The sequence below is a fragment of the Pseudoalteromonas atlantica genome, assembly GCA_007988745.1.
Lineage (GTDB): Bacteria > Pseudomonadota > Gammaproteobacteria > Enterobacterales > Alteromonadaceae > Pseudoalteromonas > Pseudoalteromonas atlantica.
This window is the reverse complement of sequence record BJUT01000023.1, coordinates 13,110-27,478: the sequence shown is the minus strand read 5'-3', so window position 1 is coordinate 27,478 and position 14,369 is coordinate 13,110. Positions and strand designations below refer to the sequence as shown.

The window sequence follows — 14,369 nt, the reverse complement described above, 5'->3', positions numbered from 1 at the left end:
CATTCACTCTCACTCTTACTTAAGGGCTAACAAGTAACTAATTACGCATAAGGAGCAAGCATGGCTAAGTCAGCAACATTATATAGAATGGCAACCGATGAACATATATGTCCGTTTGGACTCAAATCAAAAGATTTACTTAAGCGAAAGGGCTATAAGGTAGATGATAAGCCGCTGACTTCGCGCGAAGAAACCGATGCATTTCAACAAAAGCACAATGTTGATACCACACCACAAACTTTTATCGATAACGAACGCATTGGCGGGTATGACGACCTGCGCGCTTACTTTAATAAATCGGAGCCTGGCCAACAAGGTACTACTTATACGCCCGTAACGGCCATTTTTGCGGTTACCTTATTGCTTGCCTTTGCATTTAGCTACTCGACTGGCTTTGCACTTTTTTCTATACATACAGTTATGCTGTTTGTCGCGTTAACAATGGGCGTACTGGCTATTCAAAAATTACGCGACTTATACAGCTTTAGTAATTCTTTTATAACCTATGATTTATTTGCGATGAAAGTAGTGAGATATGCTTATGTGTATCCATTTTTAGAAGCATTTGTAAGTATTGGCATGATTGCAGGGCTTTCAGCTTATATTGTTGCACCAATTTCTTTATTTATTGGGGGTGTTGGTGCCGTGTCGGTGATTAAGGCTGTTTACATAGACAAACGAGAGCTTAAATGTGCCTGTGTTGGCGGAGATAGTAATGTACCGCTGGGGTTTGTCTCTCTGACCGAAAACCTGTTTATGATTGCTGCGGGTATCTGGATGTTTATTAAATAAAAAAACTGAATACTAAACAGGCTGCAGTGTGCAGCCTTTTTACTATTTGTCAGCGAGCTTATTAAGTACGATAAAGCACTTTAATTACATGCCAGCCAAATTTAGTTTTAACTAAATGTGGCTCTAAAATAGCGCCATTAAAGGCTATTTTGTCAAACTGTGGAACCATTTGCCCACGTCTAAACTCACCTAAGTCACCGCCTTTTTTACCTGATGGGCACGACGAGTATTTTTTAGCTAAGGTTTGAAACTTGGCACCTTTACCTAATTGCTTAATAATGTCTTCTGCTATTTCTTTGTGTTTAACCAATATGTGGAGTGCGTGCGCTGTACTTGCCATTTCAAAGCCCTGATAATTTAAAACGCGGCGATTTTAGCACAGCCACTTAAACCTAGCATCTACTTATACTGCAATGCGTGAACGACTAGTTTATAAATAATGTTTTGCATCTTCTGGATTGGGTATTCTGCAATACTGATATTTTCCAAATAAGGTATATCGGTTTAAAGCAATTTTATTGTACAGCCAGTTATTAAAGGTGTTAGGTAAAATACTAAATACAGTGGCGAGTTTATAGGGGTAACCTAGCTGCTTTACTACTTCAAAAAAAGCATGACTTTGCGTGTACGCTTTGCCGTTTTGTAGGTAAACCATTGAGGCGTATTGTGTGGTTGAAAAACCAAAATGAGTTAATAGCAGTGCACCTTTTGGGGATTGCACGCTGCACAGTTTAAAAATGCTAATAATAAAATTACACCACGCACTACATAATTTGCACTGTGCATCGAATAATATAATTTTTTGATTACGCATTAATGTAGCCGCATCATCACTCATTTTATACCCCTTAAGCGGTTACTGCTGAACCGGCTTTTTTTGTAACTTACGCTGCAATGTGCGCCTATGCATATTGAGTTGCCGCGCAGTGGCCGACACATTACCGTTATTACTATGTAGCACTTGCTGAATATGCTCCCACTCTAAACGCTCTGGTGACATAACTGGTGTGGCAATATCACTAACATTTTGTGTATTTGAATCTGCGTTTAGGGCCTTTAATAGCGTGGCCATATCAACGGGTTTAGTAAGGTAGTCGTTAGCGCCTAAACGCATGGCCTCTACTGCGGTGGCAATGCTTGCAAACCCTGTTAATAATACAATATACGCCTGCGGTAATAAGCTGCGAAGTGGCTTAATTAAGGCAAGGCCGTTATCGTCACCTAGTTTCATATCGAGCAAAATAAAATCTGGTAAGTGTTTATGTGCACTAAGTAATGCATCACTTTGGTTATGCGCAACTTCACAACTAAAGCCTTGCTTTGTTAAACGCCGAGCAAGTGTACTGGCAAGGTTTATATCGTCTTCAATTATCAGTAATTTCATGTAAGTGATTGCTCATTATTTGCTATGGCTAATTTTACTTTAGCCACTGCCCCGCCACCAGCGTGATTATACAAAGTTAACGAGCCGTTTAGTCGCTCAAACGTCACATTAGAAAGTAAAACCGCAAGCCCCATACCTTGGCTGCTAGGCATAAGTTGCCCGCCAAGCTCTGCTAATTGTGATTGGCTAAAACCGCTACCAAAATCACGAATTAGCAAATATATACATTCACTGTGTTGATTATCTTGCTGCCAGCTTAGCTCTAACTGGGTTTGGTTATTTTTTTGATTAGCAATGCATGCATTTTGTAGCAAATTGAGAATAGCAGGCAATAGCATTGCATCACTTTTTAAGGTGACTGCTATTGGCTCACTTAACCAATTAATGTGCTGATCAGGGTGTTGCAGTAATAATGTATCGATGATCTGCGTTTGTAGCTGGTTTACTGTAATGTGCTCGGTGGTATTTTTATTACGAAGCTGAGCAGAGAGCTTTCTAAAGTCATTTAATTGCCTAGCACATTGCTTGAGCGGTGTTTGCATTTGCACCACGACAGGGTTATTTGGCTCCTCTTCTAAAAGCTCTTCAAATAGTAATTGTAAGTTAGCGATAGGACTAGCTAGTTGATGGGTTATTTGCGCAGCTGCGCCATCTAGGGTTACCAGTTGCTCGTTGCGCAATTGCTGCTCGCGAGCTTTAGCTATTGTGCGCTCTCGCTCCTTTAATGCTCGGCTCATAGCACCAATAACCAAAGCGATAACACTTGCACTTAAAACAAAGTTAACCCACATGCCTATAAAATGCCCGCTCATATTCATTTGATGCATACTGTGATCGGGCATCCTAATGAGTAAAAAGCTATAAGCGGCAATTGCCAGTACGGCGATATAAGCGAGTCCTTTTTCACGAAGGGTGACCGCTGCAATCATGATAGGTAGCAATAATAGCGATACAAACGCATTGGTTGCGCCGCCACTTAATGAGAGCAAAATAGTTAAAAACAGGACATCCGCAGTGAGCTGCATTAACATCCCTATAGGGCGCGCTTGGCTAACATTTCGATAGGCGAATACGCTTACTAATTGAAATATCGCCTCTATGGCTATTACCACTAATAAAGGGAGTAACGCTATTTGGTGTTCTAATAAAAAATACACGCTTAGTACAGCAATTAACTGCACAGCAATAGCACCACTTCGCAGCATTAAAAGGCGGCTAATGGTCGGGTCGGTTTGCATAAACAAGGTGCGATGTACCTATAAAATTTAATACGTTAAAAAAGTTAATCTTCATCCATTGATATAGTAAACAGCGCGCACGGGGTCCCTTGATGAAACACCATTTTCCATTGTTCATTACTTTTACGCCAAAGCGACATACGTAAGGAGTAATTAAACTCACTTCGGGCTGAGCGCCTATAAGCCGCTTGGTAACTAATTTGCGCGACATCATCGCTAAGCATTCGCCCTTTAAAGTGCTGATTATAAAACTGCGGAACAACCTCGGTAGGTAAACGTGTGAGTACGTGCTGCTTATCAAATACGGTACCATTAGCTGCAATTTCAATAAACTCATCATCAAGCAAGGCATTTAATGCATGGCTTGATTGACGAACATCGGGGTCGAGCAACTGTCGTTCGGCCTCAATCAAGTGATTAAACAACGACACTTTTATTTTATTGCTCATGGGCTTCCTTATTATGTATGCAATTGCCACGTGTTTGTGTGTTTATACGTTAAACGGGCAGTAATTAATAATATCGGCTTACTTTAATTCACTCAAGCTAACACTTTAACGCAGTGCCATAAACGCGAGCCACTTACGTTTAAGTAAAGCCGCAAAGTCATGTGCTTTTCAATTATATGCTGTTTAACACATCGCTACGTATAGTTTTAATACTTGCTTACTCTTTAAACAAGCTTTACGTTAAATTGCCCACAATTACTATTATTTACGAGACAAAACAGGTTAATAACTTCTCTTAAAGGGCAATTTTTGATATAACTCACCCATTAGCAATACACGTCAGACCACCTTTTTAAGAGAACACACTATGGCCTACGCACATATTACTGGTTGGGGTAAATGTATTCCACCAGCAAGCATTAGCAACGATGAAATTAGCGAAATAGTTGATACCAACGATGAGTGGATCACCACACGTACTGGTATTAAATCTCGTAGGGTTAGCCATGTTAGCACTGCAGAACTTGCAACCGTTGCCGCAAAGCACGCCATCGATTGTGCAGGGATTGACGCAAAAGATATCGATTTAGTTATTTTAGCAACGTGTACCCCTTCTACTGTGGTGGCCAATACCGCCTCTTTAGTACAGAAAAACATTGGTGCTACCGGCGCTGCAGCTATGGATACCAATGCTGCGTGTTCTGGTTTTTTATATGCTCTTCAGGCAGCTACTGCTCAAATTCAGGCAGGTATGATTAAAAAAGCCGTGGTTATAGCTGCTGAGCGCATGACCTGGTATGTAAACTGGTCACGCCGTGACAGCGCTGTATTATTTGGTGATGGTGCAGGCGCAGTAGTACTCGAAGCCGCAGATACACCAGCAGGCCTACTTGGTACTAAAACCGGTTGCGACAGCGAAGACAGAGACATTTTGCATATCACCAACTTTGGTAGTGATTTAAATAAATATGAGCCAATTGGCCCATCAGACTTACTATTTGAAGGCCGTGAAATATTCAAACGTGCCGTTAAAGGTATGAGCGAAGCGTGTGATGATGTATTAACGCAAGCCAATCTAAGCCTTGATGACATTAACGTATTAGTGCCACACCAAGCTAATTTACGTATTATTCAAGCAATTCAGCATCGTTTAAAAGTGCCGGATGAAAAAGTAATGGTAAACATTGCTGACTACGGCAATACCTCAGCCGCCACGATTGCTATTGCGTTATGTGAAGCCGTAGAGCAAGGCTTAATTAAGCCGCATTCAAATATTATGTCGGCAGCGTTTGGCGCAGGTTTAACGTGGGCAGCAAGCTATATAAAATGGGGCGAGCGTGTTATGCCGATTAAAGTAAGTGATGCAACTTTGCCACCGTGTGAGCTAACAGGCCTTGAGCTTGTAGCCCCCGCAGTTAAAGCCTGCAAAGACGCTGAGCCTAGCTAAACGTTTTTAAGCACATAAAAATTAAACGCACTTTTTAGTGCGTTTTTGTTTTTTAGAAGAACAAACTCATGGAGCTAACTACATGGAACTATTAGGCATTCATCATGCTGCTATTATTTGCAGTGACTACGCCCGCTCTAAGCACTTTTATAGTAACGTACTTAAACTTAAAGTTATTAACGAGCATTTTAGGGCCGCGCGTAATTCGTATAAATTAGATTTAGCGATGCCTGATGGCAGCCAAATAGAGTTATTTTCGTTTGATGGAGCACCTGCAAGACCAAGCTACCCAGAAGCGCAAGGCTTAAGGCATTTAGCATTTAAAGTTAAAAACGTTGCCCAAGCAAAGCAGTATTTAGAGTCACAAAATATAACTGTGGAAGAGATAAGAGTGGATGAAATAACCGGCAAAAAATTCACCTTTTTTGCCGATCCAGATAACTTACCGCTTGAGTTATACGAGGTATAACCCTCGTATAACAAGGTTTATTTAAAGCGGCTTTGCAAGTAATTAAATACCGCACGAATACCTAACGCTTCGCCGCCGGTTGGGCGCCCAGGTAAAGCACGTAAATTCCACGCCATTACATCAAAATGTACCCAGGGTGTGGTTGGCTCTACAAACTCTTTTAAATAAAGCGCCGCGGTAATTGCACCACCAAATGGTGTGCTGGCACAGTTTGCCATATCGGCTACATCGCTCTTTAAAAAGCTTTTGTACTGATCAAATAAAGGCAATTGCCATACAGGGTCGCTTACATCCATACCGGCATCAATAATACCATTTGCTACATCGCGCTCTGTTGAGAAAAAGCCTGGTAACTCAGTACCTAAAGCAACACGACAAGCACCGGTAAGGGTCGCAAAGTCAATAATTAGCTCAGGGTTATCGTTTTGTGCCTCGCTAAGCGCATCACACAATACTAAACGCCCTTCAGCATCGGTATTGTCAATTTCTACCATAATGCCTTTACGCGTTTTAATTACATCACCTGGGCGAAATGCATTTCGCGATACCGCGTTTTCAACCGCAGGCACTAAAACACGCAGTCTAATTGGTAAATTAGCCGCCATAATTAGCTGCGCTAGAGCAATAACGTGCGCTGCCCCGCCCATGTCTTTTTTCATGTTACGCATGCCCGAGCTTGGTTTTAAATCAAGCCCGCCAGAGTCAAAACATACCCCTTTACCAACTAAGGTAATAAGTGGTGCGTTTTCATCGCCCCATTTTAAATCAAGTAAACGCGGTTTGTTTTCGCTCGCGCGTCCGACCATGTGTATTGTTGGGTAATTTTGCTCAAGTAGCTCATCGCCAATCCACTGGGTAAATTCGCCGTTGTAATTATTGGCTAAATCTTCCATTACTTGCGATAAATGCTGCGGCATCATATCTACCGCAGGTGTGTTTACTAAATCACGCGCTAAATAAATGGCATCAGCTTGTTGCTTAATACGCTGATACAGCGCTTCATCGGCAATGGCTAATTGTGCTTTGGCAGTTGGTTTTTCTTTATATTCACTAAATTCATAGCCGCCTAACACAAAACCAAGCGCGACTTGCTCTATAAAGGCATCATCGCCTTGAATTTGATACGTGCCCAGCGGTAATTTATTGGCAAGCTCGCCTGCGGCCCAAAAATCATTTTGGCTTTGTAATAAACAATAAACGTGGCTTAGCTCACCGGTTTGCGCGTCAGGCACAAGCGCTAAACCTTGCTTTTCAAAGCCGCTATTTGTTAACCATGTTTGGATAAAAGCCGGTTGTTGTGATTGCCAGTCAGTTAACTCGTTTTTAAGAATAAAAGATAAAGGAATACCAGAAGAAGTATGACGAAGTAATGCACTCATTGAAAAGCTCATATAATAAAAAATGGTAGCTCAAAGCATACCAATAAGACCGGCTAAAAGGTATAGCTAATTTTAGCCAGATTTATTCTTTATTTGGCGCTTTAGTGTGTTGTTTTAAATCCTCTTTAACTATTTCGGCGTCTAGCTCTTTAACTGGTTTATTAATGTTAAACGAGCTAGGCAACACATCTACACCTACCATTCTGCCTAGCTTTACAACTAATGGAATAGTAATAGGGGCAAATGGCAGTACGGCAAATACACCTAAGCCAAGCCCTTTTAAAATATCTACAAACTGCTCATTAGCACGCTTTAACTCTTCTTTGCTGGTTTGCCCTTGCGTGTAACGCCTATAAATGGTGAGCATTTCTATGGTTTCTTGCCTTTCTTGCGCAAGAGCAATTTTTAGCGCCACCATTGCACGACGAAAGCGAAGCTGTTGGCGCTTTTTACTAATTTTAACTACCCGCCAAGGCGCACGGTGAATAACTTTATATAATCGCATACCCTTTATTTTCACACATAAGGGGTTTTACACAAGAATAATTTACTTAATACGCCCTATACTTTACTCTTTTGCACCATAACAGTGCTCACAAGCTCATTTTTATGCAAAACAAACAAATAATAGTACTCCCCAAACCCCAAAAACCACAGCCTGATGAATGCTGCGGCGGAGGTAGCTGTAGCCCTTGTGTGTGGGACGAATACAGACAAAAATATCGTGACTGGCAAGCGCAAGACACACCACCTGCTTCACCAAAAGAAACAAGTTGATAACATTCACCCACCCACTTCGCGCATTAAATCTTCGAAAAATCGTTATAATCGCACTTTATTAGTTCAAATTAGTTACATACTGCACCATTGTTGCAAATATATTTTATTTTGAACTTTTTGTTATTAAAGAGTTAATTATTAATTGCCCTGAAAGTTTTTTATGTATAGGCTGTACATAGGACTTCACATGAGGTGGGCTTTTAGCTTTAAGAAGTCGAGTAGGTTGACTCTTTATCCCCATGTGAATACGTCCAAAATTATAAATAAGTAATGTTAATTACTGCATTACGTACAAAATATATTCTAACTGGGGAAAATTAGAATGAAACTTAAAAGCAATGCGCTAAATCAAGCAATTAAATTTGCATTAGCAACAACAACCACCGCAGGTTTGTTTATTTCAGGTTCTGCTGTTGCAGCAGAAGAAAGTGAAACTAAAGTTAATAAAAACGTTGAAAAAATTGCCGTAGTGGGTACTCGCTCAGCGCCACGCTCTATTGGTGATTCACCGGTTCCTATTGATATTATTGGCGGTGAAGAGCTAGAAAAGTCTGGTAACACAGACATGCTAGAGCTACTTAAAGGCTCTGTTCCTTCTTTTAATGTTCACCAAAACCCAATCAGTGATGCTGCATCACTAGTACGCCCAGCTAACTTACGTGGCTTACCTTCAGACAGCACATTAATCCTTTTAAACGGTAAACGCCGTCACCGTGCTTCTGTTATTGCATTTTTAGGTGGTGGTATTAACGATGGTGCACAAGGCGCTGATATTTCAGTTATTCCTAGCATTGCACTTAAGCAAGTAGAAGTACTACGTGATGGCGCAGCAGCACAATACGGCTCAGATGCAATCGCAGGTGTAATGAACTTCCAACTTAAAGATGCCTCTGAAGGCGGTAAATTTGAAGTACGCCATGGTCAATACTACGAAGGCGACGGTGATACAACACAGATATCGGGTAACGTAGGCTTACCATTTACAGACAACGGTTTTGCTAACTTAAGTTTTCAATATAAAACAGCAGATGCAACAAGTCGCTCAGAGCAACGCCCTGATGCAGCCGCACTTTCTGCTGCAGGTGTACCAGAAGTGTCTTCGCTTGCGCAAGTTTGGGGTGCCCCAGAGGTTGATGACGACATTTCAATTTTTGGTAACTTTGGTTTAGAACTAACAAACGACTCAGAATTTTATATGTTTGGTAACTACTCTGAGCGTGACGTACGTGGTGGTTTTTACTACCGTAACCCGCATACTCGCCCAGGTGTATACTCAAACGATGGCGGTGAAACACTACTTGTTGCCGATTTAACAGAAGACATGAGCGGTAACTGTCCTACTATCGCAATTGATGACAACGTACTAGATAACCCTGACTACATTAGCGGTGTTGCTAATAATCCTGATTGTTTTGCATTTAACGAAACCATTCCTGGTGGTTTTACACCTAACTTTGGTGGCAACATTACCGATACCTCTTTAACTATTGGTACAAAGGGTATGTTTACGGGTGGTTTCCTTAAAGATGCATTTTACGATTTAAGTGGTACGGTGGGTTTAAACGAATCTCGCTACTTTATTTACGACACGGTTAATGCGTCGTTAGGTGCAGACAGCCCACGTGATTTTAGCCCAGGTAAATATGAGCAACTAGAGAAAAACTTTAACTTTGACCTTTCTAAAGGCTTTGATTTTGACCTAGCGTACGATGTAAATATTGCCGGTGGTTTAGAATGGCACGAAGAAACATTTACTGTAATTTCGGGTGATGAAGCATCATTCACTGCAGGTCCTTTAACTGAGCAAGGTTTTGGTATTGGCTCTAATGGTTTCCCTGGTTTCAAACCTTCTGATGCAGGCGAATATACACGCCGTAACTACGCAGCTTATGTAGATATTGAAGCACCATTTACAGAAGAATTCTTAATGGGCCTTGCGGTACGTTTTGAAGATTACGACAGCTTTGGTACAACAACAAACTACAAAGTAATGGCGCAGTACCACGTAACTGAAGATCTAAATATTCGTGGCTCAGTAAGCACAGGTTTCCGTGCCCCTACTGTTGGCCAAGCTAACGTAAGTAACGTACAAACCAACTTAAGTGACGGTGTGCTACAAGATTCAGCACTTTTACCACCAACAAACCCAATTGCAGTGCAATTAGGTGGTACAGAGCTTGAGCCAGAAGAATCGCAAAGCTACACATTAGGTGCGGTTTACACTATTGGGGATTTATTTGTAACACTTGATTACTACAATATTGAAGTTGATGACCGTATCAGCCAATCTGAAAAAATTGTACTTAGCCAAGATGATAAAGACACGTTAGAAGCAGCAGGCGTACCAAATGCGCAAAGCTATGCACAAGTAAGCTTTTTCACTAATGACTTTGATACAACAACGCAAGGTATTGACTTAGTAGCAAACTACACAGCTGACATGCTAGGCGGAAGCTCTACATTTAGCCTTGCTTACAACTGGAATGAAACTGAGGTAACTAAGTTCAGCGACATTACCGGTGAGTTTAAAGTTAAGCGTTTAGAAGAAGATTTACCTAACCACCGTGCAACGCTTACTTGGGCACAGCAGTGGGAATCTTTTTCAATGTTTACCCGTGCTAATTACTACGGCGAATACCAAGGTGTTCACGTAGATTACGATGCAACAGCAAAAACAGCTGATGCAGCAGTAACTATTGACGCTGAAATAACGTACTTCTTAAATGAGTCTATTAGCTTCTCGGTAGGTGCACAAAACATCTTTGACCAAGACGCTGAAAAACTTGATTTTGAAGACCGTACGGGTATCCCTAACAATAACTGGGGTGGCCAATACTACGAAACATCTCCATACGGTATTAACGGTGGCTTCTACTACGCGAAAGCAACCTATACTTTCTAATATTTTTTCATGATAAACCAAGGCGAAATGTTAAGACATTTCGCCTTTTTTATTTTATATTAATTAAAAAACAATAATGCCTCATCATGCTAATTAAAAAAGCCAATCAATTACTACAAGAAAATAAACTCAAAGAAGCCGAGTTTCATTTTAAAGCAATTTTAAATAGTAACCCGCAAAGCGGCGAAGCATTATTTGGTTTAGGCAGGATAGCACTTAGGTTAGAGCGCTATGATGCAGCGGTATACTTATTACAAAAAGCATGCGAACGTTTACCCCATATGCTTGAGCCACTGCACGCCCTTGCCGATGCATTTAACGGCGTTAATTCCCCTAATGATGCGCTTAAAGTACTCGAATATGCTAAAAGTCTCGCAAGCCATAACCCAGAGCCTCATTATTATTTAGCTCAGCATTATTTAAGCTACGGCGAATTAGACAAAGCACACACCACATTTGCGCATGCGCTAAGCATGGGGCTATACCCCGTAACTGCCTATATTTTATTTGAACTAGTACAATTAGGCCGTTTCAATAAAGAACATAATTATGTGAGCAACCTGCACCACTTTTTAACGCAAACGAATAACGTGCGTTTAAAAATGGTGTGTTACTACGCGTTAGGTAAAAGCTACGACAAACTAGAAGATACAGAGCAAGCATTTAACTACTATGTGCTTGCCAACAAACTTCAAAAAAAGCTTACTCACTTTAAAACCAGTGACTTAGTGCCTTTCTATGAGGCAATTATAACGTATAATACACAACAGCTAATTGCATCTGCCGATCACACTTTTACCGGCACTATTACGCCCGTGTTTATTATTGGTATGCCCCGCAGCGGCTCAACCTTACTTGAGCAAATGATGGCCTGCCACTCACAGTTTGCCACATTAGGTGAAAACACCAGTATTGCTAACCAAGTGGTGGCGTTTATAGAGCAGCAAACGCAAACCCCTTACCCGCAATGCTTAAGCGCACTTAGTAACGATTTAATCGCAAAAGCTCGCAATATTTATATTGAGGAATTAAAAAAAGCACAGCCTATACGCCCTTTCATTATTAATAAGCTACCGAGTAACTATCAGTCTATTGGCTTAATTTACTTGCTGTTCCCTAATGCTAAATTTATTAATTTAAGTAGGGATTTTAACGCCACTGCTTTTTCGGTGTTCAGTAACTATTTTGCCGAAAATGAGCCGTACTTTTGTGATTTAAAAGAATTTAAACTTTACCATGCGTTGTATGCAAAATTAATGGATCATTGGCGCAGCCTGCCCTCATTACCGCTATACGATATTCATTATGAGCAAATAGTTGCCGAGCCTGAGTCGCAGCTAAGTGCTTTATTTTCGTTTTTAGGATGTGAGTATGAACCGCAATGCTTAGCATTTTATAAGCGTAAGGCTGCTGTTAGCACATTAAGCAAACAAGCCATTAGGCAGCCAATTAATACACAGGCACTCGCGCATTGGGAGCGCTATAAAACACCGCTTTTAAAACAGTTTGAATGAGCCTAATTGCCTAACTGTGCTCGTTAAACCAGCTTACAACATCTTTAAATTGCTCATCCCGTGCCTGAGGGTGAGTAAGCATATTAATATGATCGTAATCCACACTATGACCATGGCGCTTGCCATAAATTTTAAGGGTTTGTTTTCCAGGTCCGGACTCTGCCATAAACTTTTTAATATCAATAGGCTGCGCAAGAGCCTTATCGTTTACAGCGCCAATATGTAGTGTAGGAGGCACCTGCACTTTAGCTAATGCTTTTGCATAGTCAAAACCATCATCGCTATCTATCCATGGCCTTTTTTTAGCCCACTGCATGCTCTGATAATGCGACTTTTGCGATTCGTTATCGCTGCCCCACTTATAGCCTTTTGCGTTTAAGTACCCCTGTTTTTTAGCCAATATGGGCGCCATAAAGTACCAAATTACATTTGCTTGTAGTAACTTTTTAGGGTGATTGTTAAACAAAGATCGTTTAGAGCCAAAATAAGCACACGCTTTAACCTCTTTTAAATACTCAGGAAAACGTGCAAAAACGCTATTCATTAAAACGCCCCCCCAAGAGTGAGCAACCCAATAGTCTGGCTTTTTACCCTCGAATTGTTCAATGTAATTAATAAAGGCGGGGATATCTTCTACTATTGCCTCTGTTTGACCATATTTAGCCTGCGGCGAAATAAGCGGCTTGCTCTCTCCACGCCCGCGCAGGTCTGCTACATAACAGCAGTAGCCTTGCTCAGCCAAATAAGGGGCTAGCCCTTTATTGCTATGAGTATAAAAAATTTTGCCATTTTCTACTGCGCCGTGCATAAAAAACACCACGGGGCCCGCTTGCTTGTCGTTTGCTATACGGCGTAAATGCAGCGTTTGCTGATTGCCTAGTTGAACAAAATGTGAGTGCTGTGTAATTGCCACAAATTTTCCTTTATTATTTTTAGCCACTCATCCTACCAGTACCACTGTTAATTCTAAAGTAAATGGTTGCACTTTTTAGTGGGGCATTTGATACAATTGCGCCATTATTTAATTGCTAAATTAATGCTATGAAATCAAAACAAGTCACTAACAAACTCCACCCACGCAACCAACATTTACATGGCTACGATCTAGACATGCTATGCGATAAGCATGATGCGTTAACCCCTTTCATCATCGTCACCCCTGCGGGGAGTAAAAGCATTGATTTTACCAATAACACAGCAGTAAAAACGCTTAATCAAGCGCTTTTAAAAGCGCATTATAAAATAGATTTTTGGGATATTCCTGAGCATAACCTATGCCCTCCTATTCCTGGTCGCGTTGATTACATTCATTACTTGGCAGACTTATTAAGCGACGACAACCAACAAAATATTCCAACTGGCAGGCAAATTAAGGTGCTCGATATTGGCACAGGGGCCAATTTGGTCTACCCGTTAACGGGTAATCATGAATACAACTGGCACTTTACTGGTAGCGACATCGATGCAAATTCTATAAAAATAGCGAAGCAAATCGCCCAATTTAATGGTTTAAAAATAACCCTTAAACACCAAAAAAACGCATCATCTATTTTTGAAAACATTATAAATCAAAAAGATTTATTTCATTTAACCCTGTGTAACCCCCCTTTTCACGCAAGCGCAGAAGAGGCCAGTAAAGGGTCGCAGCGCAAATGGAAAAACTTAGGAAAATCACCTAAAAACACTCTTAATTTTGGCGGGCAAAATAATGAGCTATGGTGCGAAGGCGGCGAAGCACAGTTTGTTAGCAATATGATTGCTCAAAGTGAGCAATTTGCAGAGCAAGTAATATGGTTTACCTCCTTGGTTTCAAAAAAAGAAACACTTAAAGTGTTAGAAAATAAATTAAGCACCCTCCCTATTGCCGAATATAAAATTATAGACATGGCACAAGGACAAAAAGTAAGTCGCTTTATTGCCTGGAGTTATTTTGATAAAGCCACCCGTGAACAAATTTTTGAAGAGCTTGTTTAAACCCATAAAAACAATAAAGCCTGTAGTACTTAATAAAGGAA

At 40.9% G+C, this 14,369-nt stretch carries 15 protein-coding genes; 7 read left to right on the top strand and 8 right to left on the bottom strand.

Features of this window, described 5'->3' with window-relative positions; genetic code table 11:
- Positions 1–60: 60 nt before the first annotated feature.
- Complete coding sequence (locus PAT01_RS11095) at positions 61–792, top strand: MauE/DoxX family redox-associated membrane protein (RefSeq protein WP_138579141.1); 732 nt, start codon at positions 61–63, stop codon at positions 790–792.
- Positions 793–853: 61 nt separating this feature from the next.
- On the opposite strand, the gene PAT01_RS11090 is transcribed toward PAT01_RS11095, so the two are convergent.
- The 5 genes from PAT01_RS11090 to PAT01_RS11070 all read right to left on the bottom strand — a co-directional run bounded on the left by PAT01_RS11090 (position 854) and on the right by PAT01_RS11070 (position 3,863).
- On the bottom strand, positions 854–1,132 hold the full coding sequence (locus PAT01_RS11090) for a peptidylprolyl isomerase (RefSeq protein WP_004588770.1): 279 nt from the start codon (positions 1,130–1,132) through the stop codon (positions 854–856).
- 90 nt (positions 1,133–1,222) lie between these two features.
- On the bottom strand, positions 1,223–1,630 hold the full coding sequence (locus PAT01_RS11085; RefSeq protein ID WP_138579143.1) for a thiol-disulfide oxidoreductase DCC family protein: 408 nt from the start codon (positions 1,628–1,630) through the stop codon (positions 1,223–1,225).
- Between the two features lie 18 nt (positions 1,631–1,648).
- Positions 1,649–2,176, bottom strand: coding sequence for a response regulator transcription factor (locus tag PAT01_RS11080; RefSeq protein ID WP_154945463.1), 528 nt, complete (start codon positions 2,174–2,176; stop codon positions 1,649–1,651).
- A complete protein-coding gene (locus tag PAT01_RS11075; RefSeq protein ID WP_186807282.1) occupies positions 2,173–3,414 on the bottom strand; it encodes a HAMP domain-containing histidine kinase in 1,242 nt (413 codons plus the stop codon). The genes PAT01_RS11080 and PAT01_RS11075 overlap by 4 nt, the downstream gene beginning before the upstream one ends.
- Positions 3,415–3,458: 44 nt before the next feature.
- Entirely contained in the window at positions 3,459–3,863 is a 405-nt protein-coding gene (locus PAT01_RS11070; protein ID WP_004588774.1) for a nuclear transport factor 2 family protein, read from the bottom strand.
- A 367-nt stretch (positions 3,864–4,230) separates the two neighbouring features.
- On the opposite strand from PAT01_RS11070, the gene PAT01_RS11065 reads away from it, so the two are divergent.
- Positions 4,231–5,310: a ketoacyl-ACP synthase III gene (locus tag PAT01_RS11065; protein WP_154945461.1), complete on the top strand. Its 1,080-nt coding sequence runs from the start codon at positions 4,231–4,233 to the stop codon at positions 5,308–5,310.
- A gap of 82 nt (positions 5,311–5,392) precedes the next feature.
- Positions 5,393–5,779, top strand: coding sequence for an SMU1112c/YaeR family gloxylase I-like metalloprotein (gloA2, locus tag PAT01_RS11060; protein ID WP_004588776.1), 387 nt, complete (start codon positions 5,393–5,395; stop codon positions 5,777–5,779).
- A 17-nt stretch (positions 5,780–5,796) separates the two neighbouring features.
- Here gloA2 and PAT01_RS11055 read toward each other — a convergent pair whose 3' ends face one another.
- Together PAT01_RS11055 and PAT01_RS11050 are read right to left on the bottom strand one after the other, a co-directional pair.
- Positions 5,797–7,158, bottom strand: a complete 1,362-nt coding sequence (locus PAT01_RS11055; protein WP_054981809.1) for a leucyl aminopeptidase family protein — start codon at positions 7,156–7,158, stop codon at positions 5,797–5,799.
- An 82-nt stretch (positions 7,159–7,240) separates the two neighbouring features.
- Complete coding sequence (locus tag PAT01_RS11050) at positions 7,241–7,663, bottom strand: hypothetical protein (RefSeq protein ID WP_024031949.1); 423 nt, start codon at positions 7,661–7,663, stop codon at positions 7,241–7,243.
- Positions 7,664–7,767: 104 nt separating this feature from the next.
- Here PAT01_RS11050 and PAT01_RS11045 point away from each other — a divergent pair, with 104 nt between their 5' ends.
- The 3 genes from PAT01_RS11045 to PAT01_RS11035 all read left to right on the top strand — a co-directional run bounded on the left by PAT01_RS11045 (position 7,768) and on the right by PAT01_RS11035 (position 12,354).
- Entirely contained in the window at positions 7,768–7,935 is a 168-nt protein-coding gene (locus PAT01_RS11045) for an oxidoreductase-like domain-containing protein (protein ID WP_154945460.1), read from the top strand.
- Positions 7,936–8,260: 325 nt separating this feature from the next.
- Positions 8,261–10,840, top strand: coding sequence for a TonB-dependent receptor plug domain-containing protein (locus tag PAT01_RS11040; protein ID WP_004588780.1), 2,580 nt, complete (start codon positions 8,261–8,263; stop codon positions 10,838–10,840).
- 86 nt (positions 10,841–10,926) lie between these two features.
- On the top strand, positions 10,927–12,354 hold the full coding sequence (locus tag PAT01_RS11035) for a tetratricopeptide repeat-containing sulfotransferase family protein (protein ID WP_154945459.1): 1,428 nt from the start codon (positions 10,927–10,929) through the stop codon (positions 12,352–12,354).
- A gap of 10 nt (positions 12,355–12,364) precedes the next feature.
- Here PAT01_RS11035 and PAT01_RS11030 read toward each other — a convergent pair whose 3' ends face one another.
- Positions 12,365–13,267 (bottom strand): alpha/beta fold hydrolase, encoded by a 903-nt coding sequence (locus tag PAT01_RS11030; RefSeq protein ID WP_054981806.1) that lies wholly within the window; start codon positions 13,265–13,267, stop codon positions 12,365–12,367.
- Positions 13,268–13,395: 128 nt separating this feature from the next.
- On the opposite strand from PAT01_RS11030, the gene rlmF reads away from it, so the two are divergent.
- Positions 13,396–14,328: a 23S rRNA (adenine(1618)-N(6))-methyltransferase RlmF gene (gene rlmF, locus PAT01_RS11025; protein WP_154945458.1), complete on the top strand. Its 933-nt coding sequence runs from the start codon at positions 13,396–13,398 to the stop codon at positions 14,326–14,328.
- Positions 14,329–14,369: the final 41 nt, after the last annotated feature.

What these genes read in the sequence shown, in the direction of transcription:
- PAT01_RS11095 (WP_138579141.1), top strand. Translation starts at nt 61, where the DNA reads ATGGCTAAGTCAGCAACATTATATAGAATGGCAACCGATGAACATATA.
- PAT01_RS11090 (WP_004588770.1), bottom strand. Translation starts at nt 1,132, where the DNA reads ATGGCAAGTACAGCGCACGCACTCCACATATTGGTTAAACACAAAGAA.
- PAT01_RS11085 (WP_138579143.1), bottom strand. Translation starts at nt 1,630, where the DNA reads ATGAGTGATGATGCGGCTACATTAATGCGTAATCAAAAAATTATATTA.
- PAT01_RS11080 (WP_154945463.1), bottom strand. Translation starts at nt 2,176, where the DNA reads ATGAAATTACTGATAATTGAAGACGATATAAACCTTGCCAGTACACTT.
- PAT01_RS11075 (WP_186807282.1), bottom strand. Translation starts at nt 3,414, where the DNA reads ATGCAAACCGACCCGACCATTAGCCGCCTTTTAATGCTGCGAAGTGGT.
- PAT01_RS11070 (WP_004588774.1), bottom strand. Translation starts at nt 3,863, where the DNA reads ATGAGCAATAAAATAAAAGTGTCGTTGTTTAATCACTTGATTGAGGCC.
- PAT01_RS11065 (WP_154945461.1), top strand. Translation starts at nt 4,231, where the DNA reads ATGGCCTACGCACATATTACTGGTTGGGGTAAATGTATTCCACCAGCA.
- gloA2 (WP_004588776.1), top strand. Translation starts at nt 5,393, where the DNA reads ATGGAACTATTAGGCATTCATCATGCTGCTATTATTTGCAGTGACTAC.
- PAT01_RS11055 (WP_054981809.1), bottom strand. Translation starts at nt 7,158, where the DNA reads ATGAGTGCATTACTTCGTCATACTTCTTCTGGTATTCCTTTATCTTTT.
- PAT01_RS11050 (WP_024031949.1), bottom strand. Translation starts at nt 7,663, where the DNA reads ATGCGATTATATAAAGTTATTCACCGTGCGCCTTGGCGGGTAGTTAAA.
- PAT01_RS11045 (WP_154945460.1), top strand. Translation starts at nt 7,768, where the DNA reads ATGCAAAACAAACAAATAATAGTACTCCCCAAACCCCAAAAACCACAG.
- PAT01_RS11040 (WP_004588780.1), top strand. Translation starts at nt 8,261, where the DNA reads ATGAAACTTAAAAGCAATGCGCTAAATCAAGCAATTAAATTTGCATTA.
- PAT01_RS11035 (WP_154945459.1), top strand. Translation starts at nt 10,927, where the DNA reads ATGCTAATTAAAAAAGCCAATCAATTACTACAAGAAAATAAACTCAAA.
- rlmF (WP_154945458.1), top strand. Translation starts at nt 13,396, where the DNA reads ATGAAATCAAAACAAGTCACTAACAAACTCCACCCACGCAACCAACAT.